Genomic DNA, 24,719 nt, shown 5'->3' with positions numbered 1-24,719 from the left:
ACGCGGACCCCCTGCGCAGCATCGTTCCGCACGCGCGGAGCAAAGGAGCACACGATGACGCACCACAAGCCCACGGCCACAGACGGCCGGGACAAGGCCACCCGCACGACGAGCGACCTCAAGCGGGCCGCCGTCTCCGGGTGGCTCGGCACGGCGATGGAGTTCATGGACTTCCAGCTGTACTCGCTCGCCGCGGCGATCGTCTTCAACGAGATCTTCTTCCCCGAGGTGAGCCCGGCCATCGGCCTCATCGCCGCCATGGGCACCTACGGCGTCGGCTACGTCGCCCGCCTCGTCGGCGCCGTGTACTTCGGCCGGATGGGCGACAGGATCGGCCGCAAGAAGGTTCTGTTCATCACCATCGCTCTCATGGGGGCGTCCACGACGCTCATCGGCGTGCTCCCCACCTACGCGCAGATCGGCATCGCGGCCCCCGCGCTGCTCGTCCTGCTGCGCCTCGTCCAGGGCTTCGGCGCCGGCGCCGAGATCGCCGGCGCGACGACCATGCTCGCCGAGTACGCGCCGGTCAAGCGCCGCGGCGTGATCGCCTCGCTGGTGAGCCTCGGCACCAACACCGGCACGCTCGCCGCGACGGGCCTGTGGGCCTTCCTGCTCCTCGTGCTCTCCGAGGACCAGCTGCTCTCGTGGGGCTGGCGCCTGCCGTTCCTGCTGAGCTTCTTCCTCATGATCCTCGCCGTGTGGATCCGCCGGAACCTCAAGGAGAGCCCGGTCTTCGAGAACCGTGCCGACGTCGACGACGACGGCGTGGCACTCAGCCGCGACGAGCTCGTCGCCGCCGCGAAGGACGACTCCGACCCGCAGGACAAGGGCGTGCTCTCCGCGGCGCTGCACCAGCGCAAGGGCAAGGCCTTCTTCATCGCGCTCGGGCTGCGCTTCGGCCAGGCAGGCAACTCCGGCCTCATCCAGACCTTCCTCGTCGGGTTCCTCGCGACGACGCTCCTGCTCGACCGCAGCATCGCGACCAACGCCCTGCTCATCAGCTCCGCCGTCGGCTTCGCGACGGTGCCGCTCGTCGGGCTCATCAGCGACCGTGTCGGGCGACGCCCGGTCTACATGGTGCTCACCGTGGTCTCCGGCATCCTCGCCTTCCCCCTCATGCACCTCATCGCCCAGGGCAGCACCCTCGGCGTGACGATCTCGATGATCCTGCTGCACAACCTGGCGGTCCTCGGCCTCTTCTCCCTCGAGTCCGTCACCATGGCCGAGCTGTTCGGCGCCCGCACCCGCTTCACCCAGCTGGCCCTGGCCAAGGAGATCGGCGGCATCCTCGCCACCGCGATCGGCCCGCTGCTCGCCGCGACCCTCACCGCAGCCACCGGCTCGTGGTGGCCCATCGCCGCGATGCTCGTCGCGTACTCCTCCATCACGCTGATCTCGGCGATCGTCTCGCCCGAGGTCCAGGGCCGCGACCTCGTCCGTCTCGAGGACGCAGCGTGAGGGCGGTCGTCGTCCACGGCGCCGGAGACCTCCGCGTCGACGAGGTCGCCGACCCCACGCCGGGCCCCGGCGAGGTGGTCGTCGCGATGGAGTGGGGCGGCATCTGCGGCTCCGACCTCGCGTACTGGAAGCACGGACGCTCGGGCACGGCCACCCTCCAGCACCCGATGGTCCTCGGCCACGAGGTGGCCGGGCGCATCATCTCCCTCGGTGACGGCGTCCGCGGGCTGGAGGTCGGCCAGCCCGTCACCTTCCAGCCCGCCCAGCTCGTCGGGGACGGCATCATGCCGGAGCGCCTGGCGGGGCGGACGAACCTCTACCCGCAGGTGCGGTACTTCGGATCGGCCGCCTTCGACCCGCACACCGACGGTGGGTTCAGCGAGCTCCGCGCGGTCCGCGCCGCGCAGGTCAGGCCGCTGCCGGACTCGGTGAGCACCCGCCGCGGGGCGCTCGCCGAGCCGCTCGCCGTCGCGCTGCACGCCGTCGGCCGGGCCCCGGCGCTCGCCGGACGCACCGTGCTCGTCAACGGCGCCGGTCCTATCGGGTCCCTCGTGGTCGCGGCGGCCAAGCACGCCGGCGCGGCCCACGTGATCGCCGCCGACCTCGCACCGGCCTCCCTCGATGTCGCCCGCGCGATGGGCGCCGACTCGACGGTCGACCTGACGGCAGAGTCACTGCCGGACGACGTCGAGCTCGTCTTCGAGGCCTCGGGGGCACCGTCCGCCGTCGGTGCCGTCCTGCGGGCGACCGCCAAGGGCGGCACGGTGGTCCAGGTGGGCAACCTGCCCGGCACCGCCGCGGAGGTCACCCTCGGCGACCTCGTCACGCGCGAGCTCACGTGGATCGGGTCGTACAGGTTCTCCGAGGAGGTCGACGACGCGATCCTCGCGCTCGCCGACGGCCTCGACGTCGACCCGCTCATGACCCACACCTTCGACCTCGCCGACGCGGGCGAAGCCCTGCGGGTCGCCGCCGACAGGTCCTCGGGGAGCAGCAAGGTGATGCTCCGGCTGGGCGCTCCCGCGACAGCCTGACGGACGACGAGGGCCGCGGCACGGTACGGGCGCTACAGCCGTACCTGTACCGCTACGCGGCTTTTGCCTATCATCGTCTGATGCGCCCTCCTGCCCGCCGACGCGTCCTGCTGCCCCTCGTGCTCGTCCTCGCGCTCGCCACCGGCGCGTGCAGCCCGCCGACCGGGGAGCGCGACGAGGCCGAGCCTCCCGCCGCGGTCACGGCGGACGGCCCGCACGCGTCCCCCGACCGCCAGGTCGCCGAGCCCGAGGTGATCGCCTCGCCGGACCTCACCCGCGTGCGCTTCGACCTCGGGAACATCGACGTCAGCCCTGAGGGGCGGTCCGGCGAGTTCGTCGCGCCGTCGCGCGGCACCCTGACGGTGCCGCACGACACCGGTACAGCACTCCCCGTCGTGGTGCTCGGCCACCTGCGCGCCGCCACCTGCGAGGACGGGAGTTTCCGCTACCCGTGCCCCGGCGGCGCCTCGGTCCGCTACGACGTCGGCATGGACTACCTCGCCGACGCGATCGCGTCCCAGGGCTACGCGGTCCTCGCCCCCGACCTCGCGCCCGTGATGCTGGGGCACCAGGTCCGCGGTGCGTACGACCAGCAGTCGGCCTGGACCGAGACCGTCCGGGCCCAGCTGGCAGCCCTCGACGGCGGCGCGCAGCAGGGACCGTCCGCCGAGCTGCTGCACGGTGGCGTCGACGAGCTCCGCACCGCCCTGCAGGTGCTCGACACGTCGTCGGTGGACTGGGTGGTGCACTCCCGCTCCGGGATGCTCGTCCCTTCAGCCGCCGAGTCCTTGGCCCCAGACCACGAGACCCGGAGCATCGTGTACCTCGCCACGGCCCACGACCTCGGCACCGATACCGAGGCCGAACCGCTCGACGCACCTCCGCCGGACGTCCCCAGCCTCGGCATCACCGGGAGCGAGGACAGCGACGTCCCGGAGGCGTCGACCCGGTGGGCAGCCGCGCACTTCGACCAGGACCGGCGCGAGCCGCTGGCGGTCGGCACCGTCAGAGGCTTCGGCCACAACGCCTTCAACGAGGCCACCGCGTCGGACGACGACCGCAGGGCGTGCTACGGAGAGCCTGCGTCTGCGTCGTGCCCCGGCACGGACGAGGCGCAGGCTCTCGCGAAGCAGACCGTGGTGGAGTGGCTGCGAGCGGTCGAGACCGGGAGCTACCCGACCTTCATGGTCGACGCCGCGACCGAGGCACCCGACACCTGGGCCGGCTTCGCGGCCCAGTGGTTCGTCCACACCCCCGGCCCTCGCCAGGTCCTCGTCTCGGCCGACGCGACCCGCGACCTCACGGACCCCGAGGTCCCCGGGGCGGTCGCGAGCGAGGGGGCGTCGGTCGCACGGTGCCGGGTGGTCGACGGCATGTCCGCAGGGCGCGAGCCGTTCTCCTGCCCAGACACGGGCGACGTCGCGGTGCGGGCGGGGACGGCCCAGGTCCTCGTCGGGTGGAGCCCCGGAGCAGCAGTCCGGTTCACGGTGCCGGACCCTGGGTTCACCCCGCGCACGCTCGTGCTGCACGTGTCCCCGTTCACGACCCCGGAGGGTGTCGACGGCGTCCCGGTGGCTCTCGGCTACGCCGGCACGACGGTGGACCTCCCTCCGACGACGGCCGGTCTCAGGGCGCACGGGGACGAGGCCTTCGGCTCGATGCCCACGACCGTCCGGGTGCCGCTCGACCCCGCGCGTCCCGGCGTCGACCTGACCGAGCTGGTCCTCGGCGGGCTCGACGACCACCCGGGGCCGACCTCCGGGCTCCTGGTCACCGGGATCGAGGTCGCTCCCTGACACCTCGGCGCACCTCCGGCCACCGGCGCTGCCCGGTACTGCCCGGCGCTCGCCTCGCGCTCCCGCTCGAAGCACAGTACTTTTTACTCCTTTGTGCCCGCACCATGACCCCTGGTCGACGGTGCGGGGCCCTCCCGACGCCTTCCGCCCCCGAGGACGGCGTCACGACCTGCCAGGACGGACCCTCTCCCCCATGCGTCAGTCACGGAAGACCCCTGCGTCACCGACAGACCCTGAGACACCGAAGACCGCCGCCGACGAACCCACCGGTGGCGCACCCGTCGGGCCGGCCACGAGCGTGAAGCGGACCATCCGCAGGCTCGCCCGCGACGAGTCCGTGCACCCCGCGCTCATCCCCGGCATCGGGGTCGAGGACACCGGCCGAGAGTTCCGGATCAACAAGCCCGTGCTGGCCGTCGCCGCCGCGCTCACCCTCGCCGTGGTCGTCTGGGGGTTGACGAGCCCCGACTCCCTCGCGGAGACCGGCAGCACCGCCCTGGCCTGGGTCATGCAGAACTTCACGTGGCTGTTCGGCATCCTCGCGATCGTCATCGCGCTCTTCATGCTCGTGGTCGGTTACGGCCCGACCGCCGGCGTGCGCCTGGGCTCCGACGACGAGAAGCCCGAGTTCTCCCTGCCCAGCTGGATCGCGATGCTCTTCTCCGCGGGCATCGGCATCGGGCTGCTGTTCTACGGTCCCTACGAGCCGCTCGTGTACTTCCTCGAGCCGCCGCACGGGTTCCTCGACGAGCCCGGCAGCCGGGACGCCATGCACTCGGCGATGGCGCAGACCATGCTCCACTACGGCCCGATCGCCTGGGCCATGTACGCCCTGGTGGGTGGCGCGATCGCGTACAGCTCGTACCGCCGCGGGCGCCCGCCGCTGATCTCGGCGATCTTCGAGCCGATCTTCGGCCCGGGCAAGAGGAACCCCCTCGGCGCGACCATCGACGTCTTCGCGATCATCGTGACCCTCTTCGGCACCGCCGTGTCCCTCGGGATCGGCGTGCTGCAGATCAGCCGCGGCTACGAGATCGTCAGCGGCGCCGGCCCGACGGGCAACGCGTTCCTCGTGGCGCTCATCGCGATCCTCACGTCGCTGTTCGTCATCTCGGCCGTCTCGGGCGTCAAGCGCGGCATCCGGACGCTGTCCAACATCAACATGGGCCTGGCCGGCGGGCTGGCGCTGTTCATCTTCGTGGCCGGGCCGACCATCTTCCTGCTCAACCTGCTGCCGTCGGCCGGGGTCGCCTTCGTCGACGAGCTCGGCACGATGCTCACCCGCAACCCCGACCACGGCCAGGAGGCCGCGGACTTCCTCTCGGCGTGGACCACGTACTACTGGGCCTGGTGGGTGTCGTGGACCCCGTTCGTCGGGCTGTTCGTCGCGCGCATCTCGCGCGGCCGCACCCTGCGCGAGTTCGTCACCGTCGTGATCATGGTCCCGTCGGCCGTCTGCCTCGTGTGGTTCACCGCCCTCGGCGGGACGTCCATGTACATGGAGTCGCGCGGCGACGGCATCAGCGAGGCCGGCAGCCCCGAGGCCATGCTCTTCGCGGTCCTCGACAACCTGCCCTTCGGCGCCGTGACCTCGGTCGTGGCGATGATCGCCATCGTCATCTTCTTCGTCACCTCGGCCGACTCCGCGTCGCTCGTCATGGCGTCGATGAGCGAGAACGGCAAGCCGCGCCCGTCCGCGCGCGTCACCGTGATGTGGGGCGTGTCCCTCGGTGCCGTCGCCTGCACCCTGCTGCTCGCCGGGGGCGAGAACGCGCTGTCCGGGCTGCAGTCGATCATGGTGGTCTCGGCGCTGCCCTTCGCGGTGGTGCTCATCGGCGTGATGATCGCCTGGGCCAAGGACCTCCGCAACGACCCGTACATGCTGCGCAACAAGTACGCGAAGACCGCGATCGACCAGGGCGTGCGCCGCGGCATCGAGGACCACGGCGACGACTTCGTGTTCGGCTCGGACGAGGTCCCGGCCGCCGAGGGAGCCGGCGCCTGGCTCGACACCGACGACCCGTCCCTCACCGAGTGGTACACGGACGCCCAGGGCAACGGGTCGGCCACGGACGAGGAGCCCGACGGTGCGCCTGCCCTCACCGGCGAGACCCCCGCGGTCGAGGCCATCGAGGCCGCACCCCGCCCCGACGAGATCGAGGCAGGCCCGGGCACGGGCAAGGGGTGACGACGGCGGTGGGTGACGACGGCTGAGGGATGACCGCTAGCGTGGGTGCATGACTGCCTCGAGCCCGACGATCCTCGCGACGAGCGCGGGGTACGTCCCGCACCCGCGCCTGCGGTTCACCTTCGGACCGATGATGGCGCTGGCCGTCGACCTGGCCTCGGAGAGGGGTCTGGTCGACGGCCCCCTCGCTCGCATCTGCAACATCGGGACGGCGTCGGGGGACGACTCGGGCTTCCAGCGCGACATGGAGGAGGCCGCCCGCGACGCCGGGTACGTCCTGCACCACCTCTCGCTGTTCTCGCAGCCGAACGTCGACGACGTCGAGTCCTACCTGCGGTCCTTCGACGTGATCTGGGTGAACGGCGGCTCGGTCGTCAACCTGCTGGCCGTGTGGCGGGCCCACGGGCTGCCGGAGATCCTCCGTACCCTCTGGCAGGAGGGCGTCGTGCTGGCCGGGATCTCGGCCGGCTCGCTCTGCTGGTTCCAGGGCGGGACGACAGACTCCTACGGGCCGGAGCTCGCCCCGGTCACCGATGCGCTCGGGTTCCTCCCCTACGGGAACAGCGTCCACCACGACTCCGAGGACGGACGCAGACCTCTCGTCCACCGGCTCGTCGCGGACGGCACCTTCGCCGAGGCGCACTGCACCGACGACGGCACCGGTCTCGTCTACCGCGGCACCGAGCTGGCCGAGGCCGTCACCGAGAAGGACGGCGCGTCAGCCTGGCGGGTGCGCCGCAGCGCGGACGGCACGACGGTCGAGGAGCAGATCCCGACACGGCTGCTCGGCTGAGAGGAAGGAGTGCCGGCGAGCCGTCTGGCGGCGCGATAGCGTGGCGCCACACGACCGTCCCCCGACGCGAGAGGCCCGACTCTTCCGTGACGCTCCTGCTCCGTCCCTGGCGTGCGTCCGACGCGCCCGACCTCCTGCTCGCGTGCACAACCACCCTGGACCTAGCCACGCAGCTCCCCACGGCCGAGATCACGACCGTCGAGGCCGCGCGAGACGTCATCGCCGACCGCCTGACGCCGGGCGACACCTGCCGCCCGTGGGCTCTCGAGGTCGACGGGGCCGTCGTCGGTACCGTCGCGCTGTCAGCACTCGAGACCCGGCACGGCACCGGTTGGGCCTCGTACTGGCTCACGTCCGCCGGCCGGGGTCGCGGCCACGCGTCAGCAGCGCTGGCCGCCGCCGCTGCCTGGGCCTTCGAGCGCGACTGGTTCCGTCTGGAGCTCGGGCACCGCGTCAACAACCCCGCGTCGTGCGGTGTCGCGACCCGCGCCGGCTTCGTCGCCGAGGGGGTCGAGCGCGCCAAGCTCCGCTACGGCGACGAGCGCTACGACGTCGAGACCCACGCCCGCCTGGCCTCCGACCCGTACCCCGACCTCTCGCTGCCGCGCATCGTCGGCTAGCGCGCATCGTCGGCTAGCGCGCGGCGGCCGACGCGGCTCGAGCGGCGAGGAGGGCGAAGGCGTCGGCCAGCTCTGGTGGGCCGACGACGTCGAGCTCGGCGTCGAACCGGCACAGGGACGCAGCGAGGGACACCCAGGACCACGAGCCCGACTCGAACCGGCACCGGTCCGGCCCCAGGTCCTCGACCGCGCCGTCCCCGGCGTAGGGCAGCACCTCGGAGGCCGGCAGGTGCAGCACGACCTGGCCGGTGCAGGGCCAGGTGCCGGCGCGGTCGGAGCCCTTGAACCGGGCCTGGACGAAGGCCACGACGTCCCCACCAGGCACCTCACGCGGGCCGAACCGCGCACCGCCGGGGCTGCGCAGCGTGATGCGGTCCGCGCGGAAGGTCCGCCAGTCGTCGGCGTCGAGGTCCCAGGCGAGGAGGTACCAGCGGCCCTGAGAGGTCACGAGGTGGTGCGGCTCGACGCGGCGCGGCGGCCTCGGCTCAGCACCGGATGCCGGAGAGCCTGGTGCCTCGTAGTCGAGCCGCAGCACCTCGCGGGCACGCACGGCGGCCGACAGCGCGACGAGGTGGTCAGGCGTGACGGGCGTCGAGGCCTTGCCCCTCGTACCCGGTGGGATCGCAGCGACCTGGACCGCGTCCACCCGGTGGCGGAGCCGTGGTGGTGTCACCTGCCGGACCGTCGTGAGCGCGCGGGCCGCTGCCTCCTCGACGCCTGCGCCGGAGAGCACCGCGGTCTGGAGGGCGACCGTGATCGCGACGACCTGGTCGTCGTCGAAGAGCAGCGGGGGCAGCTCGCTGCCGGCGTCGAGCCGGTAGCCGCCGTCGGGGCCCATCGTCGCCTGGATGCTGTAGCCCATCTCGCGCAGCCGGTCGACGTCGCGCCGGACGGTGCGGTGGCTGATGCCGAGCCGCTCGGCCAGCACCGCCCCGGGCCACTCCCTCGTGGTCTGCAGGAGCGACAGCAGGCTGAGCAGACGGGAGCTGGTGGTCATGGGTCCGAGACTAGCGACGGTCGAGGACAGAAGCTGACCTAGACGTCTGTGAGTGTTGGCTCGGCCAGGGAGACGCCCTGCCGCAGCCTCACGAGGAGCAGCCATGAGCATCACGACCACCACCCACCTCAACTTCCACGGTGACGCCCGAGCAGCGCTGACGTTCTACCAGTCCGTGTTCGGCGGTCAGCTCGTCGTCGCGACGTACGGCGACATGGGGATGCCGGCCGAGGCACCCGGCGCCGACCAGGTCGTCTTCGGTTCGGTCGAGTCCGCAGACGGCTTCCGCGTGATGGCGTACGACGTCCCCGGGGTGTCCGCCGGACCCGCGGCGGCCGCCGGCTCGACCCGCCGCGTCGACGGCACGACGGTCACCGACCAGCCGTTCTTCGTCTCCGTCCGGGGCGAGACGCTCGACGAGGTGCAGCAGCAGTGGGACGTGCTCGCCGGTGGCGGCACGGTCGTCGAGCCCCTCGCGGCGTCCGCCTGGAGCGCCGGCTTCGGCATGGTCACCGACCGCTTCGGCGTCACCTGGGTCCTCGACGTCGCGGGAGCGCCCGCGGCGCAGTGACACCCACGGCACCGCCGACGGCGTGCCGGGAGCACCCGTCACGCCGTCGGCAGGTCACGCGGTCACGCGGTCGGACGACTCAGGCCGTCCGGCGCCCGCGCGTCACCAGGACCGTGAGCAGCGCACCCAGGCCGAGGCCGGCCACGCCTGCGCCGATAGCCCACCAGGCCGTGGTCGAGGACGCCTGCCCGGCGCCCGCGTCGGCGGACGCACCGCGGTAGTCGACGACCGCGTCCGGGTCGCCGTAGCTCCCCTGGCGGTCGGCGGTGCTGCCGTCCGCCCAGCCGCCACCCATGTCGCAGCTCATCCGGTCCCGGGAGGTCGCTCCCTCGAAGGACATGTCGAGGCTGCGCGACGACGCCGTGGTCCCGGCCGGGACCTCGACCTGCGGGACGTGGATCCCGCCGTCGTCCTTGCTGCGCTGGATCAGGTCGTCCAGGAGGTATCCCCCGAGGGCGAGGCCCTCGTCAGCGCGCTCGACCGTGAGGTCGGTGAGGAGCGCCTCGGCACCCACGGCGTCGCCGTCGGCGTACAGCGTCTCGGCGTCGGCGATCGTCTCGCGCCACTGCGCGATCGAGCGGGCGTCCATGCCCTCGAGGTTCGCGGTCACCTCGCCGAGGTAGTCCTCGGGCCGCGAGCACGTGATGTACATAAGGCGCTTGTAGGTCTGCGTCGCGTACTCCGTGGCCTCCTGCTCGGCGTACTCCGGCTCGAGGTACGTCGACGCGGCACCCGAGGTGAGGTAGCGGTGCTGGCTGTACTCGACCGGCACCTCCTGCGAGCCGATCATGATCGGGACGTACGGCGCGGTCACGGCCGCCGTCGGGGCCAGCCACAGCGTGTGCAGCCCGGCGTCCTCGACGTCGCTGCGGATCTCGGCGACCTGCCCGTAGCCCGCACGGTCGTCCGACCAGCGGGGGTCACGGACGAACCGCATCGCGTCCTCGAGGGTGAGGTCGTCCATCGAGCGCAGCTCCTCCTCGAGGGAGAGCGGGTTGCGGTACGGCGCGGTGTCGTCGGCCGAGGCGACGGTGCCGACGGCGAACTCGTCGGTCGGGAACGGCTGGCCGTAGACAGCCTGCAGGTCGATCGTGTCGCCCTGGTCGGCGCTCCACCACCCCTGCTCGACCGCGACGTCGAGCAGGTTGTCCGAGCCGCGGTAGTCCGGGTCGTCTCCCCCGACCGCGTCGACGGGGAAGTCCCGGATGTAGCCGGGGTAGGAGACGCGGACGTCGTCCGGGCCGAGCCGCTCGGCCGCCCAGAGACCCTCACCGCCCGAGAACTCGACGAAGACCCAGCCCTCCTCGGCGTCGGCGAACAGGTGGGAGTTGCCGCCGTAGGTGGTGTACCCGTGCTCGTCGACGAGGTCTCCGAGGATGTCGACAGCGTCGCGCGCCGAGGTCGCGCGCTCCATCGCGATGCGCGACAGGTCGCTGTAGCTCGGGCCCGTCTGGTCGAGCGGGGTCATGTCCCACAGCTCTTCACGGGAGTTGGACCAGACGTCGCGGGCGGCGACGCCGTGCTCGTTGAGACCACCGTTGGTCAGCGGCGCCGGGAAGCCGGCGAACTCGGAGTAGCTCGACGTGATGTAGCGCGCCGTCTCCTCCACCTGCGGGATCTCGGTGAGCACGCCGGGCATCTCGGCGTCCTCGGTGGCACCGACCGTGATGGTCGAGCCGGCCGGGTGCTGCTGGCGGGGCACGATCTCGACCCAGTGGCTCGAGGGCTCGTGGCCGAAGCCGCCGAGCATGGTGTTCCCGGAGGCGGTCGTGTTCGCACCTGCGTAGAACGCGATGCTCTTGTCCGGGTCGCGAGGGAGGTCGAGCGCGGGTGCGGGTGCGGGTGCGGGTCGAGCGTCGGCGGGCGCCGGGGTGCCCGTGGTCGGCACCGGGGCGGCGACCGCCGGGGCGGTGAAGGTGGCCGTCGCGAGAGCGACGGAGAGCACGAGGCTGGCAGTGGCCAGTCGGGGCACAGGGTCCTCCTCAGAGGGATCGGGGGAACCTCTGGTCTAGCCGCGCGGCCGCGGGCTGGCCAAACAGCGACGCCTCCGCTACCCGCGTGGGCGCGGGGTAGCGTGCGCCGGCGTGTGGCGGAGAGCACGGGCGGGACGACGCAGGCGTCGGTCGGGTGAGGGCACCTCGCCACCACGAGGAAGAACGGCGGCGCGGCGGCCGGCACGAGCCGGACGGGCAGCACTCGGCCTGTCCGCCTCCGCGACTGTCAGTGGCGATCGGTAGATTCCTCGCATGACGACCGAAGCATCCGAAGCGGACGAAGCGGCACGCACCGAGCTCTCTCGCGCTGTCGCTCCGCCCGGCCTGGGTCTCGGCGAGCGAGGTCAGGGCGCGTCGCAGGCGCCCCGTGGTGAGCGCCCAGACCGCTCGGGGGCGCTGACCCTCGCGGCGGCCGGCGAGCGCCTGGCCACGGTCGTCGACGCCATCGCGGCCGTCGACCGCGAGCTCGCCGCGGTGTCAGCGCGTCGCGCCGTGCTCGTCGACCAGGCTCGACGGTGGTCCCGGCACGTCGCCGACGCAGCAGCCCGAGGGCAGGGCCGGGAGCAGGCGACGACGTTCGAGCACCACCAGGCCGAACGCTCCCTGGTCGCCGAGATCGCCTGCGCGCTGCGTGTGCCGGAAGGCACGGCCTCAGGCCTGGTCCTGGAGTCGCAGGCGCTCGTCGACGACCACCCCTCCACCATGAGCGAGCTGAGCGTCGGAGCCCTCTCGTACCGTCACGCGCAGACGATCCTGGACGTCACCACGGGGTTGGACGAGAGCGCCAGGGCCACGCTGGACACGACCTTGTCCGCACGCGCCACGACCAGCACCGTCGCGGCCCTGAGGCGATACGCACGTCGTCAGCGCGAGCGTCACGACACCCGGCCACTCCTCGAACGCCACCGGGTTGCTTCGCAGGACCGGACCGTCGAGCTCCAACCCTGCCGAGACGGCATGGCCTGGATCCACCAGCTCCTCCCTGCGGTCCAGGCCACGGCGATCTTCCACCGGCTGAGCGACATCGCCACCGCCGTCCACGGACCCGATGAGCCCCGCACCCTGGCGCAGCTGCGCGCCGACGCGAGCGTCGACCTGCTCCTCGACGACGACGCTCGCGCCGCACTGGCAGCCGCACACCACGCCCCGGAGGGTCAGGCACCAGTTCCGGCAACCGAACCGGCACGCCCGACACCGGCACCCCTCGCACCGACACCGCCAGCGGCGCAGGGCGAGGGCTCCAAGTGCCCCGGCACGAGCTCCAGCACCGGCACGGGCACAGGCACAGGCACAGGCACAGGCACGGGCACGGGCACGGGCACGGGCACGGGCAGCATCGACGGCTTCGGAGGCGGCGGCGATATCGGCACTCCCCGCACCACCAACGCACCCGTGCCCTCGATCGCTGGCATCGCGGACCGTGTCTCCCTGGGCGGCATCAAGCCCCAGGTCGCCGTCACCGTCCCAGTCATGACCCTGCTCGGACTCTCCGACGAGCCCGGCGACCTCGCCGGACACGGCCCCATCGACGCCGACACCGCCCGGCGACTGGCAGCGCAGGCGTCGAGCTTCCTGCGGATCCTCACCCACCCCGAGACCGGAGCGGTTCTGTCCGTGGGACGCGACCGCTACGCGGTCCCCGCAGACCTCAAGACCTGGCTACGCATCCGCGACGAAACCTGCCGGTTCCCCGGATGCTCACGCAGAGCCCAACGCTGCGACATCGACCACGTCAAGGACTGGGCCCACGGCGGAACCACCGACCACCACAACCTCATCCACCTGTGCCGTAAGCATCACCGGCTCAAGCACACCACCGCGTGGACGGTCCAGCTCGAACCGTCCTCGAGACCCGCCGGTCTCCGGGACACGGGCTCACCGCGCGACGAAGCCGCACCGAGCGCTGACGTCGTGCGCTGGACCGCGCCCACCGGCCGCCACTACCTCGACCACGCCGCCGTCACGATCGCAGCCGGCACGGCGGACGTCAGCGCACGAGACCGCCGGTCCCCACCCCACCCTGAGACCGGCGATCCCACAACGGCCTTCCCAGACGAACCGCCCTTCTGACTGCTGGTAGCTCGCAGCAACCGCACCACCACGACCCCGCAGCCGCACCAGCCGCACGACGGCCGTACCCACCCAGCCGTACAGCCGCACCAGCGCGACCACACCCGCACACCCGCGACCACACCCTCACAGCCGCACCCTCACACCCGCACCCGCACCCGCACCCGCACCCGCACCCGCACCAACGCGACCACACCCTCACAGCCTCACCCGCACCAGCACCAGCACCGACCACACCCTGCCGCTCTAGCTGAACCCGACGACCCGCTGGGCCACCCGGTAGGCGAGCACCGACACGCGCCGCCCGGCGGGGCCGGGGAGGTTGGTGATCTGGCCGAGCGCGCTCCAGCGCAGGCGGCGGTAGAGACGCGGGTCCTCGCGGCGGATCTCAGCCCACAGCTGGTCCTTCTCGGCGAGCGAGGCCTGCGTGCCCGAGCGGATGAGCAGGATCGACGACACCGCGCAGATGATCCGGACGTAGTGCATCCGGTAGGCGCGCATGCGCTTGTCCTCGACCTCGGTCGACCGCACGTGCCGCAGCATCATCCAGTTGACCCGGAGCTGCTGGTCGAGGCGCTTGAGCATGACCGACTCGTGGACCGACTGGTCCTCGCGGCCGATGAAGTACCGGTAGAGGTCGACGTCGAGGTAGAACGCGGACCTCACCTTCGCGAGCGGCACGAAGGCGTAGAGGTTGTCGACGTAGAACGTGTGCTCGGGCAGCTCGAGCCCGACCTCGCGGAGCAGACCGGTGCGGTAGATCATCGAGTGCATGAGCAGGTACTGGCGCTTGCGGAACCGGTGCGTCTCCGACCAGGAGAACACGCGGCCTCGCGGCAGGGCGTTGCGGTAGCGCACCGCCACCTTCCGGCGCTTGCCGACCTTCTCGTAGACGAAGTTCGACACCACGAGGTCGACGTCCGACCCCGACGCCGCGAACCCGCGGAGCGTGTCGAGCACCTGGGCGAGCGCCGTCTCGTCGACCCAGTCGTCGCTGTCGACGACCTTGAGGTAGCGCCCACGCGCCCGAGCCAGCCCGGTGTTGATCGCCGACCCGTGCCCGCCGTTCGGCTTGCTCACGAGCACCACCACGCCGGGGAACCGGTCGACGTAGGTCTGGGCGAGGGCTGCGGTCCCGTCGGTCGAGCCGTCGTCGACCACGATGATCTCCAGCTCGGACCCGGCAGCCACGAGCGTGTCGAGGCACCGGTCGAGGTAGTCCTGCGAGTTGTAGCTCGGGACGATGACCGACAGCAGCGGCTCGGGGACCGGGGCGAGGACGTCGACCCCGCCGACGGGAGCGCCGGACACGCCGGCCCGAGGCCCGGGTGTCGCACCCCGTCGACGGGATCCCGGCCAGCCGTGACGGGTACGGGTGGGGACGTGCGCCTGGGTGGTCATGACTTCTGCTCGCTCGGCTCTGAGGCGATATCGGTGACGGGGTCGGACTTGAAGATCACCTTGAAGATCGGGAAGAACACCCAGAAGGAGATCGCGCTGTTGATGATGACGGTGACGAAGTCGGCGAGCGTCTCACCCGTCCCACCGAGCCCCCAGGTGTCGATGAACAGGTCGTAGATCGGCGCCTTGTAGAGGCCCTGCAGGGCCGCGGCACCGATGGTGATGAGGACGTACGCCACGAGGTACCAGAACGCCGCCCGGCCGACGCTGCTGTTCGACTTGAACGTGATGTTCCGCTGGGCGAAGAAGTTGATGACCTGCGCCACGAGGATGGTGATCTGGACCGCGAGGAAGTATGCCAGACCCCCACCGCCGAGCGGCAGGGCGCCCGCCGCGTAGTCGAAGACGTAGTACACCGAGCCGTCGGTGTTGGACCCGATCTGCCAGTGCTGGAACGCCGTGTCGATGAGAGCGGTGTGGCTGAAAGCCCACTTGACGAGCGGCATCAGTGCGAGCTGCAGGGCGGTCACCCCGTTGCTCAGCGCGAAGAACACGACGAACTGCGCGACGCCCGGTCGGGCTTCGGCGAAGCGGCTCCATGCGGCCTTGAGACGGGTGACCATGATGTGCGATCTCTCTTCGGTGGGTGCTGCGGTGCGGGGGTGCTGTGGTTCGGGGGTGCTGCGGTTCGGGGGTGCTGTGGTTCGGGGGTGCTGCGGTTCGGGGGTGCTGCGGTTCGGGGGTGCTGCGGTTCGGGGGTGCTGCGGTTCGGGGGTGCTGCGGTTCGGGGGTGCTGCGGTTCGGGGGTGCTTCGGTGCGGGGTGCTGCGGTGCGGGGTGCTGCGGTGCTGACGGCCTGCGTACCGGTAGCCCGAGGCGCGGCGTCCGGGCGCCGTCAGCCGGCGTCGCGCAGTGCGCGTGCGGTCCGGCGGTTGGCGCGGAGGTTGCGGACGAAGCCGCGGACCGTGGCCGCGGCTCCGGTGAGCAGGTGCCCGTTGACGATGCGGACGATGCCGTCGACCATCTCGGTGCTCACCATGCCGTTGGTCATCTTCCCGATGGCCCGGAAGGGCATGTTGAGCAGGAACAGGGTGTTGAGGTCGGGCGTGCCCTTCTTCTCGCTGCGCCGCAGCTGCCAGGCGAGCACCTTGTAGGCGAGGCGAGCCAGCGGGCTCCGTGCCGACTCCATGCGGCCGAGCGCGTCGTTGGGACCGAGCTCGCCGGTCCAGGCGGCCTGCGGGGCCGGGCGGCCGAGCAGCGCGGCGAACTCCGCGTCGCCGACCGACTGCACGTCGCCCGTCTGGTAGCTGGGCAGCGCCGGGTCAGCCGTCCCGGCGGGCATGGTCCCGCGGACCACGAGCGTCCCGGAGAGCGGGGTGTCGTCGACGTTCGCGCCCACGAGGACCTCGTACTCGCCCTGCTCGACCTGCCAGCTGCCCGACCCCACGTCGTAGTGCCGGAACGCCCTCGCGTCGAGCGGCACCGTCACGGTCACGCTCCCGCCGGCGGGCACCTCGACGCGCGCGAAGCCCTTGAGCTCGCGGTCGGGGCGGTGCACCCCGGCGCTCGTGCGACGCACGTACACCTGGACGACGTCGGCTCCGTCGCGGTCACCGGTGTTGCGGACCGTGACCTGCACGCCGTCCTCGGCGACCACGAGGTCGCTGTGCTCGAAGCTCGTGTACGACAGCCCGAACCCGAAGGGGAAGGCGACCGGGACGTCGGCCGTCGTGTAGTAGCGGTACCCCACGTAGAGCCCCTCGCGGTACTCGGCGGTCCGCTCGGTCCCCGGGAAGGTCCGTGCCGTCGGGGTGTCCGAGAGCGCGAGCGGCACGGTCTCGGCGAGCCGGCCCGAGGGGTCGACCGCGCCCGTGAGGACGTCGAGGAGCGCCCCGGCACCGGCCTGCCCGGCGAGGTACCCGTGCACCAGGGCACGGCACGACGCGAGCCATGGCATCTCGACCACGCCGCCGGCACTGAGCACGACGACCACCTCGGGGTTGGCGGCCGCGACCGCGGCGAGCAGCTCGGTCTGGGCCGCGGGGAGCCGCAGGTGAGAGCGGTCGAGCCCCTCGGACTCGGCGATCTCGTCGAGCCCGAGGAAGAGCAAGACCACGTCGGCCTCGCGCGCGGCCGCGACCGCCTCGGCGACGAGGGCGGCGTCGGGTGCGCTGCCGCGGCGGAAGCCCTGCGCGTAGGCGGTCATGCTGAGTCCGTGGGACCTGCCGAGCCCGCTGCCGCCGGCACGGCCGAGGACGTCGAGGACGCTGTCGAGCCGGGTCGGGTTGACCGCCGACGAGCCTGCGCCCTGGTAGCGCGGCGTCTGCGCGAAGTCGCCGACCACCGCGACCCGGGTGCCCTCGGCCAGCGGCAGACGGGACCCCTCGTTCTTGAGGAGCACGGCGCTGCGGGCGGCGGCGCGGCGGGCGAGGTCGTGGTGCGCGTCCTGGTCGACCGCCGCGGCGGTCCCGGGAGCACGGGACTCGGCGACGAGGGTGCGGAGCTCGGCGACGCGGGCGTCGAGGTCGGCCTCGGACAGGCGGCCCGCCTCGACGGCTGCCACGAGCTGGCGTGCCGAGTCGAGACCGGCGGCCGGCATCTCGAGGGTGCTGCCGGCGCGCACGCCCTCGACGATGTCGTTCGAGCCGCCCCAGTCGGTGACGACCGCGCCGGTGAAGCCCCACTCGTCGCGCAAGATCTCCTGGAGCAGGGGCGCGTTCTCGTTGGCGTAGGTGCCGTTGACGAGGTTGTACGCCGACATGATCGCGCGGGGAGCAGACTCCTGGACGACGATCTCGAACCCGGTGAGGTAGATCTCGCGGAGCGTGCGCTCGTCGACCACCGAGTCGTTGACCATGCGCCGCAGCTCCTGGCTGTTGGCCGCGAAGTGCTTGGGGCAGGCGGCGACGCCGTGCGACTGGATGCCGCGCACGTAGCCGGCCGCCAGCCTCCCGGAGAGGAGCGGGTCCTCGGAGAAGTACTCGAAGCTGCGCCCGCCGAGCGGGCTGCGCTTGATGTTGAGGCCCGGCCCGAGCAGCACGTCGACGCCCTGCTCCGCGGCCTCGGCGCCGAGCGCACGACCGATCTCCTCCGCGAGCCCGGGGTCCCAGCTGTTGGCGACGGTCGCCGCCGTCGGGAAGCAGGTCGCCTCCTGCGAGGCGTGCAGGCCGAGGTGGTCGGACGAGCCGAGCTGCTTGCGGACCCCGTGCGGGCCGTCGGAGAGGAACAGCGAGCGGATCCCGGCGCGCGGCACCGACCTCGTCTCCCAGACGTTCTTCCCACTGAGGAGGGCGGCCTTCTCGAGCACCGTGAGTTCTGCCGTCATGACCTGCTGCTTCCTTCGTGTGTCCTGGGGTGGGTGTGCCCGGGGTGTCGCTGGTGGGCCGTGGACCCGTCGGGGGTGCGCTGCTCGCGACGCCCCGCGCGCGAGGCCCGACGTGCGCCGGGCAGGCGGGGGCCTGCCCGGCGCACGACGGGGTCTCGGGTCAGTCGCCGCTGGGCTCGGGCGACTGCGAGACGACGACCGGCGCGTCGGACGCCCGGTGCCGCAGCACACGACGGGTCACCATGAACCCGCCGGCCACGACCAGCAGGCCGAGCACGATGCTCGCGCCGATCTGGATGTACACCCAGGTCGGGGGCGTGTAGTCGACCGTCGCGCCCGGCGCGATCCCGTTCATCGCGTTGGAGTTCGCGACCGTGAACAGGATGTTGTGCGTCGCGGTCCGGATGTCCGTGACCGCCTTGGCCGACGTGGTGTCCCCGAAGGACTTCGAGGGCTGGAACGTCAGCGTGAGGTCCGTCCCGGCGCTGATGCTCTGGTTCGGGTTCATGTACGGGTAGAGGTTGAAGTCCGAGATCGCGAAGCCCTCGAAGCCCCACTCCCCGCGCAGCACGTCCGTCATGAGCGCCTCGGAGCCACCGGCCCAGACAGCGCCGATCCGGTTGAAGGAGCTCATGATGCCGCCGGCACCGATCGTCGTCTCGGCGACCGTGCCCTCGTCGTCGGCGATGTACCTGACCGGCATCGAGGTGTCCTTGACGACCATCTCGAAAGGCTTCAGGTAGATCTCGCGGATCGTCTGCTCGGTCGCCCACGTCGCGATGCCGTTGTTGACGCGGTTGGTCTCCTGCTCGTTGAGCGCGAAGTGCTTGAGCATCGTGTAGACGCCCTTCTCACCGGCACCGTTGGAGACGGCGGTGGCGAGGGCACCCGACAGGAGCGGGTCCTCCGAGTAGTACTCGAAGTTGCGCCCGCCGAACGGCGAGCGGTGCAGGTTGACGGCGGGCGCGTACCAGCCGTTGAGGTCCTTCTGCAGGACCTCGTTGCCGATCATCGAGCCCATCGCCGTGCCGAGGTCGACGTCCCAGGTCTGCGCGATGAGCACCTGCGACGGGTAGGCCACGCCGTTGATCGAGGAGTTGATGAACGACGAGAGCCCTGCGGGCCCGTCGGGCTCGACGGTCGCCGGCTTGGCGATCGAGCCGATCGCGGCCGTCTGGTAGGCGCCGTTGAGGAGCATGTCGGTCATGTCGCCGACCGAGACGGAGTCGAGGAGCGACTCCCACTGCGGGTCGTCCTTGGGCAGGCCGCGCAGGTCGACGAGCGCGAGCTCGGTGCGGGCGTCGGTGGTCGGCATGTCGCCGTCGAAGGCCGCGGCCTCGGCGTCGTAGTCCCAGGCCTGGAAGTCCTCGACCGTCGCGTCACTCGCGACGTACAGGTCGGGGGTGGGGGCCGTCGGGAAGGTCCCGGCGAAGTCCGCCCGCGACATCATGAGGATCTTGCCGTCCTCGGTCTCGGCGCTGAACGCCGCCGAGACGTCGTCGAACCGGTTGGTCACCTCGGAGAGGTCGGTCGACCGGTGGTCGTCGCCGGAGAACACGACGTCGGAGTCGACCGTGTAGGTGATGGCCTCGGTGCCCGGGGCGACGGTGTTCGAGTCGGTGCGCAGCGTGATCGCGTAGTCGCCCGCCTCGAGGACGTACGCCTGGGCGCCGAGGTGGTCGTAGGAGGCCATGTCCTCGACCGCGAGCTCGATGGTCACGGTCTCGCTCGCACCCGGCTCGATGACGTCCGTCTTGGTGAAGCCGCCGAGCACCACCTCTGACTTCTCGATGCCGCCCGGCGTGTAGGGCGCGGAGTAGTACAGCTCGACGACGTCGCGGCCGGCGACCGCGCCGGTGTTGGTGACGTCGACCGTCACCGCGACGGTCCCGTCGACGTCACCGGCCTCCGTGCCCGTGACCTCCCACGCGAAGTCCGTGTAGCTCAGGCCGTAGCCGAAGGGGTAGACGACGGCCTCGTCGTAGTCGATGAAGCCCTCGGCCGCCGCGGTCTCGTAGTACCGGTAGCCGACGTAGATGCCCTCGGCGTAGTTGACGAAGGGTGCGTCCGCGGTGACGGTCGCGTTCGAGGTCGCGGTCTCGATCGCGGCGACCGGGAAGGACGCCTCGATGTTCTCGTACACGTACTCGCCGAAGTTGGCGAAGGTGGGGTCCGCGGTGAAGTCCGCGGCCCAGAGGTCGGCCGTGCGGCCCGACGGGTTGACGTCACCGGTGATGACGCTGCCGAGGGCGTTGAAGCCGGTCGCGCCGGGAGACCCGGCGAGGAGGATCGCGTCGATCTCGGGGTCGTCCTGGAGGGCGCCCATCTCGAGGGTGGTCGAGGCGTTGACCACCACGACGACGGTCTCGAAGCTCGCCTTGGCGAGCTCGACGAGGTCACGCTCGTCCTGGTTGAGCTCCAGCTGGTGCTCGCCCGCCTCGGCGGTCTCGCCCTCGCCGACCATGTCCTGGGTGAGGTCTCCGCCCTCGCCGCCGGGGCGGCCGATGAAGATGATCCCCGCGTCGGGGCTGCTGGCGAAGGTCGCCGCCTGCTCCTCGTACGCGCTCACCGGCAGCTCGCCGATCGTGTAGGTGGACGCCTCGGGGTTGTCCATCTCGATGTGCCCGCGTGGGTTCTCCTCCGCGAAGGCGCTGATCACGTCGTAGACCGGCTCGTTCACCGAGAGGCCGGCGTTCTCGAGCCCGCCACGGGCGGTGACCGCCGAGTTGGTGTCGACCGACCCGGAGCCGGAGCCGCCGAACACGGGGTCGGCCGCCGCGCGACCGAGCATCGTGACGTTCGCCCCTGCCGCGAGAGGCAGGGCGCCGGACTCGTTCTTGGCCAGGACGATGCCGGACCCGGAGATCTCCTCGACGAGGGCCTTGGCGGCCTCGTCGACCTCGTCGATGGAGGCGAAGTCGGACGTGTAGTAGTCGGTGTCCCACTCGGCGGAGCTCTCCGCGTTCGTGAAGGTGTACGTGCCGGTCCCGAGCTGCGAGGCGACCCACCCGCCGGCGACGTTGAGCGCCACGTTGGCGACCACCGTGACGACGGTGACGGTGGCCAGCGTCGGCACCCAGATCCACAGGTACTTCTTGTTCGACATCGGCTTCTTGGGCGACGTGGACTTCTTCTCGCGACCGGCGTTCGTTGCCTTGGCGTTCACTGCATTCCTCCTCGAGTGCGAGCGGTGATCAGGTCAGGGGTTCGAGAACGTGCTGTTCGCCGCTGCCTTGCGATCGGGGGTGCTGCGGTCCGTGAGGAGCGCAGCGGTGCACCGGCCCAGAGCCGGTGCGGCCGGGTACGTCAGGACTTCTCGGTGATGGTGCCGTCCTGGTCGATCTGCCAGGTCTGGCCGGTCGCCTCGGAGTCGGCCTCGATGACGAACGCGCCGTCCTCGATCGCGACGGTGCCGGTCACGCGCGAGGCGGCGTCCGAGGGCGTGAACGGGACGACGAGCATCCCGTACTTGACGGTCGGCGCCTTGACGTCGCTCGCCAGCATGATCTGGTTCCACGAGTCGTCCTCGGCGAGCGCGTCGGCGACGGCGGTGCGTGCGGCCTCGAGGTCGTCGGCGACGTCGACGTCAGCGGCGGCCACGTCCGAGGCCTCGGCGGAGGTCGACGACCCCGTCGTCGCGTCGTCGTCGCTGCCGCAGGCCGTGAGGCCGAAGGTCGCGGTGGCTGCGATCAGCAGGCCCAGGCCGGTGCGCTTCATCGTGTTCTTCACTGCTGCTCCTTGATGAGGTGTGGGGGTGGTGCCCCCGGGTGGCCGGTGGTCGTCCCGACCGGCCACCCGGGGTCGTGCTCTCGCGGGCGATCAGTCCGTGATCGTCCCGGAGTAGTCCAGGCCGAAGCCGAAGGAGTACGCGTTGCCTGCCGAGTCGACGTACGGCTCGGTGTCCTCGCCGACGTCCTCGAGCTGGGCCTCGACGGCGTCCATCGAGGCGGGGAAGCCGATCGGCAGACGACCCTGCGGCTCGTGCAGACCGAGGGCGACCTCGATGAGCGCCTGGTCGCTGATGCCGAAGCCGACGAGGATCGCGTCGGACGCGGCCTCGAACTCGGTCGGGACGGTCGGGTTCTTAGCCTTGAGGACCGTGACCACCGGGATGTCCTTGCCGCTGGCCTCGACCGCCGACACCGCTCGCTCGAAGGCGTCGAGGGCCGACTCGTTGGCGATCCGCGACGTCGCGCCGAAGTACGAGCGGTTCTCCTGCGTGCCGTCCTCGAGGATGTCGCCCGAGATCGAGACCTGACGGACGTTCTCGCCGTCCGCCGTGTACGGGCGGTACTGGAGCGAGAGCGGGTACCAGGCGCCGGTCTCCGCGTCCTGACCGGCGCTGGAGAAGTTGCTGCCGTTGTTCGGGCTGCTCATCCCCACGAGGACGAGGTCCACGTCGCTGAGGTCGGGAGCCGTGTAGCCCGTGACGACGCCGTCGGCGTCCTCGACGGCCTCGTCGGTGACGACCGCGGCGAAGTACTGCTCGGCGGTCTCGACGTCCAGGCCGGGGCCCTCGGTGTACTCGCCGGGCCCGAAGGTGCTGTCGAAGCCGGTGTCGTAGGACCGCGGGATGTAGACGGTCTTGTCCTTCCACGACTCGGCGTCGGAGGCCGAGACGGTCTCGCCGTCGTTCTTGAGCATCACGGCCGAGGCCAGCTGGGCTGCGTAGCCCGCCGCGACCTTGTCCTCCGAGGCGAGCGTCGCCTCGGACTCCTCGAGGTCGAGGAACGCGTTCTCGTACAGGCCGGGCTGGAACAGCATCGTGAGGATGCGCGTGCCGGACTCCCGGAAGCGCGTGTCCGCGTCGACGTCGTTGGTGCCTGCCTCGAAGTCGGCCTGCCACATGTCGTAGGCCTCGAGCACGGGCTCGACGGCATTGTTGCCGCCGAACATGTCGACGTCGTTCTTGAGGATCGCGTAGTGACGCTCTGCGACCGTGAGGTCGTCGGCGCCCCAGGACGTCCCGATGAGGGCGTCGGGGTCGGTCGAGCCACCGGCGGTGACGCCCCAGTCGGTGACGACGACGCCGTCGAAGTCCTCACGGAGGAGGCCGGTGCGGGCAGAGTCGTAGGCGCTGCCCACGCGCTCGCCGAACAGCGGCTCGCCGTCGCCGTCGAGGGCGATGGAGTACGCGGTCATGACCGCCGCCGAGTCGATCGCACCGAGGAACGCCTCGGTGTGCGCGTCGAAGTTGTCACCCGGGTAGACGCCGTACTTGCCGACCGAGGTGTGCGACTCGCGGCCGCCCTCGCCGGGTCCGTCGCCGGCCCAGTGCTTGATCATCGCGGCGACCGACTCCTCGCCCCAGCCGTCGGTCCCGGGCGAGCTCTGGAGCCCGTCGACGAGGGCCGCGGCCATCTCGCTGGTGAGCTCGACGTTCTCGCCGAAGGTGCCGTCGACGCGCAGCCAGCGCGGCTCGGTGGCCAGGTCGATCTGCGGGCTCAGCGCGGTGGTGATGCCGAGCGCGCGGTACTCCGCCGAGGACATCTCGGCGAAGGCGCTCACGTGCGCGGGGTCGAAGGTCGAGGCGAAGCCGAGGTTCGACGGCCACCGCGAGATGTCGCCCGTCGCGTTGTAGCTCCCGCCGCTCTCTGCGGTCGACCGCGGGTCGGAGCTGAAGTTCACGGGCACGTAGGGCTCGTCGTCGGTGACCAGGGACTCGGCGTGCGCCTGCAGCTGGTTGGTCCAGGTGACGTTGGCCTCGGTGTCGTTCGGGCCGGCGTTGAGGACGTTGCGCAGGCGCGACTCCTCCATGTACGTCTTCTGCGCGTCGGTGATCCCGTCGGCGGGCGAGCGCTCGTGCGAGCTGAAGAGCATGAGCCCGGCGATCTGCTCGATCGACAGCTCCTCCGCGAGCGCGGCGGCGCGGACGCTGTCGTCCTCGCGCCAGTCCTCCCAGACGTCGAGCTCGCCGCTGCCGTTCATGTCCTTGAAGGCGAGGGTCTGGCCGTCGACCTCCTCGGTGATGAGCTCGATGCGGCTGTCGGCGCCGTAGGAGAGGGTGGGTCCGTCGCCCGGGTTGGTGACGACGGTGAACGTCGTCTTGCCGTCGGTGACCTCGCGGGTGGTGAAGGCGCTGCTGCCCTCGGTGGCGCTCGCGCCGCTCCCCTCGGCGGGGGTGTCTGCGGAGCAGCCGGCGATCGCGAGCATCGCCAGACCGGTGAGCGCCGCTGCTCCCTTGATGCCCGTCGTCGTGCGGTGGCGACGTGGTGTCGTCGTCGTAGTCTTCATCGACCTTCCCTCTCCTTGCGCGTGCGTGCGCACGCGTGTCGTCTTCGACTGTCAGAGGCCCACCACAGGCGTCGGCTCCCGACGCCCCCACTGAAGCGCACTCCCGGGACGGCGCTGCGCCGATCTGCAGAACCTGTCGTTCTGGGTGCACAACCTGTCGTCGGGAGGGCACGGAGACGTCGCCCCGGAGGGTGTGCGGGGGCGCGCGAGGGCACCCGTGCGCGACGCTGGCAGCCGTG

16 protein-coding genes are annotated in these 24,719 nt (G+C 71.5%); 8 read left to right on the top strand and 8 right to left on the bottom strand.

Annotated elements, in window-relative coordinates; all coding sequences use genetic code 11:
• Positions 1 to 54 precede the first annotated feature (54 nt).
• The 6 genes from SKED_RS01180 (at position 55) to SKED_RS01155 (ending at position 7,889) form a co-directional block, all read left to right on the top strand.
• Positions 55 to 1,458 carry an MFS transporter gene (locus SKED_RS01180; protein WP_012865279.1) on the top strand — a complete coding sequence of 468 codons (1,404 nt, stop codon included), beginning with the start codon at positions 55 to 57 and terminating at the stop codon, positions 1,456 to 1,458.
• Positions 1,455 to 2,492, top strand: coding sequence for an L-idonate 5-dehydrogenase (locus SKED_RS01175; protein ID WP_012865278.1), 1,038 nt, complete (start codon positions 1,455 to 1,457; stop codon positions 2,490 to 2,492). The genes SKED_RS01180 and SKED_RS01175 overlap by 4 nt, the downstream gene beginning before the upstream one ends.
• 80 nt (positions 2,493 to 2,572) lie before the next feature.
• Positions 2,573 to 4,288 carry a hypothetical protein gene (locus SKED_RS01170; RefSeq protein WP_012865277.1) on the top strand — a complete coding sequence of 572 codons (1,716 nt, stop codon included), beginning with the start codon at positions 2,573 to 2,575 and terminating at the stop codon, positions 4,286 to 4,288.
• A 193-nt stretch (positions 4,289 to 4,481) separates the two neighbouring features.
• Positions 4,482 to 6,476, top strand: coding sequence for a BCCT family transporter (locus SKED_RS01165; RefSeq protein WP_012865276.1), 1,995 nt, complete (start codon positions 4,482 to 4,484; stop codon positions 6,474 to 6,476).
• A 49-nt stretch (positions 6,477 to 6,525) separates the two neighbouring features.
• Complete coding sequence (locus SKED_RS01160; protein WP_012865275.1) at positions 6,526 to 7,269, top strand: Type 1 glutamine amidotransferase-like domain-containing protein; 744 nt, start codon at positions 6,526 to 6,528, stop codon at positions 7,267 to 7,269.
• 86 nt (positions 7,270 to 7,355) lie between these two features.
• A complete protein-coding gene (locus SKED_RS01155; RefSeq protein ID WP_012865274.1) occupies positions 7,356 to 7,889 on the top strand; it encodes a GNAT family N-acetyltransferase in 534 nt (177 codons plus the stop codon).
• Positions 7,890 to 7,902: 13 nt separating this feature from the next.
• On the opposite strand, the gene SKED_RS01150 is transcribed toward SKED_RS01155, so the two are convergent.
• Positions 7,903 to 8,886: a helix-turn-helix transcriptional regulator gene (locus tag SKED_RS01150; RefSeq protein ID WP_012865273.1), complete on the bottom strand. Its 984-nt coding sequence runs from the start codon at positions 8,884 to 8,886 to the stop codon at positions 7,903 to 7,905.
• Between the two features lie 103 nt (positions 8,887 to 8,989).
• Here SKED_RS01150 and SKED_RS01145 point away from each other — a divergent pair, with 103 nt between their 5' ends.
• Complete coding sequence (locus SKED_RS01145; protein ID WP_012865272.1) at positions 8,990 to 9,457, top strand: VOC family protein; 468 nt, start codon at positions 8,990 to 8,992, stop codon at positions 9,455 to 9,457.
• A 79-nt stretch (positions 9,458 to 9,536) separates the two neighbouring features.
• Here SKED_RS01145 and SKED_RS01140 read toward each other — a convergent pair whose 3' ends face one another.
• On the bottom strand, positions 9,537 to 11,429 hold the full coding sequence (locus tag SKED_RS01140; protein ID WP_012865271.1) for a C69 family dipeptidase: 1,893 nt from the start codon (positions 11,427 to 11,429) through the stop codon (positions 9,537 to 9,539).
• A 274-nt stretch (positions 11,430 to 11,703) separates the two neighbouring features.
• Between SKED_RS01140 and SKED_RS18770 the strand changes: the two genes are divergently transcribed.
• Positions 11,704 to 13,521: an HNH endonuclease signature motif containing protein gene (locus SKED_RS18770; protein WP_012865270.1), complete on the top strand. Its 1,818-nt coding sequence runs from the start codon at positions 11,704 to 11,706 to the stop codon at positions 13,519 to 13,521.
• A gap of 246 nt (positions 13,522 to 13,767) precedes the next feature.
• On the opposite strand, the gene SKED_RS01125 is transcribed toward SKED_RS18770, so the two are convergent.
• The 6 genes from SKED_RS01125 to SKED_RS01100 form a co-directional block, all read right to left on the bottom strand.
• On the bottom strand, positions 13,768 to 14,922 hold the full coding sequence (locus tag SKED_RS01125) for a glycosyltransferase family 2 protein (RefSeq protein WP_081447871.1): 1,155 nt from the start codon (positions 14,920 to 14,922) through the stop codon (positions 13,768 to 13,770).
• Positions 14,919 to 15,545 (bottom strand): hypothetical protein, encoded by a 627-nt coding sequence (locus SKED_RS01120; protein ID WP_012865268.1) that lies wholly within the window; start codon positions 15,543 to 15,545, stop codon positions 14,919 to 14,921. The genes SKED_RS01125 and SKED_RS01120 overlap by 4 nt, the downstream gene beginning before the upstream one ends.
• Before the next feature lie 271 nt (positions 15,546 to 15,816).
• Positions 15,817 to 18,246 carry a glycoside hydrolase family 3 C-terminal domain-containing protein gene (locus tag SKED_RS01115; RefSeq protein ID WP_012865267.1) on the bottom strand — a complete coding sequence of 810 codons (2,430 nt, stop codon included), beginning with the start codon at positions 18,244 to 18,246 and terminating at the stop codon, positions 15,817 to 15,819.
• A gap of 160 nt (positions 18,247 to 18,406) precedes the next feature.
• On the bottom strand, positions 18,407 to 21,412 hold the full coding sequence (locus SKED_RS01110) for a glycoside hydrolase family 3 protein (RefSeq protein ID WP_012865266.1): 3,006 nt from the start codon (positions 21,410 to 21,412) through the stop codon (positions 18,407 to 18,409).
• Between the two features lie 140 nt (positions 21,413 to 21,552).
• Positions 21,553 to 21,975, bottom strand: coding sequence for a hypothetical protein (locus tag SKED_RS01105; protein WP_012865265.1), 423 nt, complete (start codon positions 21,973 to 21,975; stop codon positions 21,553 to 21,555).
• Positions 21,976 to 22,065: 90 nt separating this feature from the next.
• Entirely contained in the window at positions 22,066 to 24,480 is a 2,415-nt protein-coding gene (locus SKED_RS01100; RefSeq protein WP_012865264.1) for a glycoside hydrolase family 3 protein, read from the bottom strand.
• Positions 24,481 to 24,719: the final 239 nt, after the last annotated feature.

Origin of the sequence: Sanguibacter keddieii DSM 10542, assembly GCF_000024925.1 — a bacterium.
In the GTDB taxonomy this organism is placed as follows: Bacteria; Actinomycetota; Actinomycetes; order Actinomycetales; family Cellulomonadaceae; genus Sanguibacter; species Sanguibacter keddieii.
The sequence above is the reverse complement of the archived record's forward strand: the minus strand, read 5'-3'. Positions and strand labels throughout refer to the sequence as shown.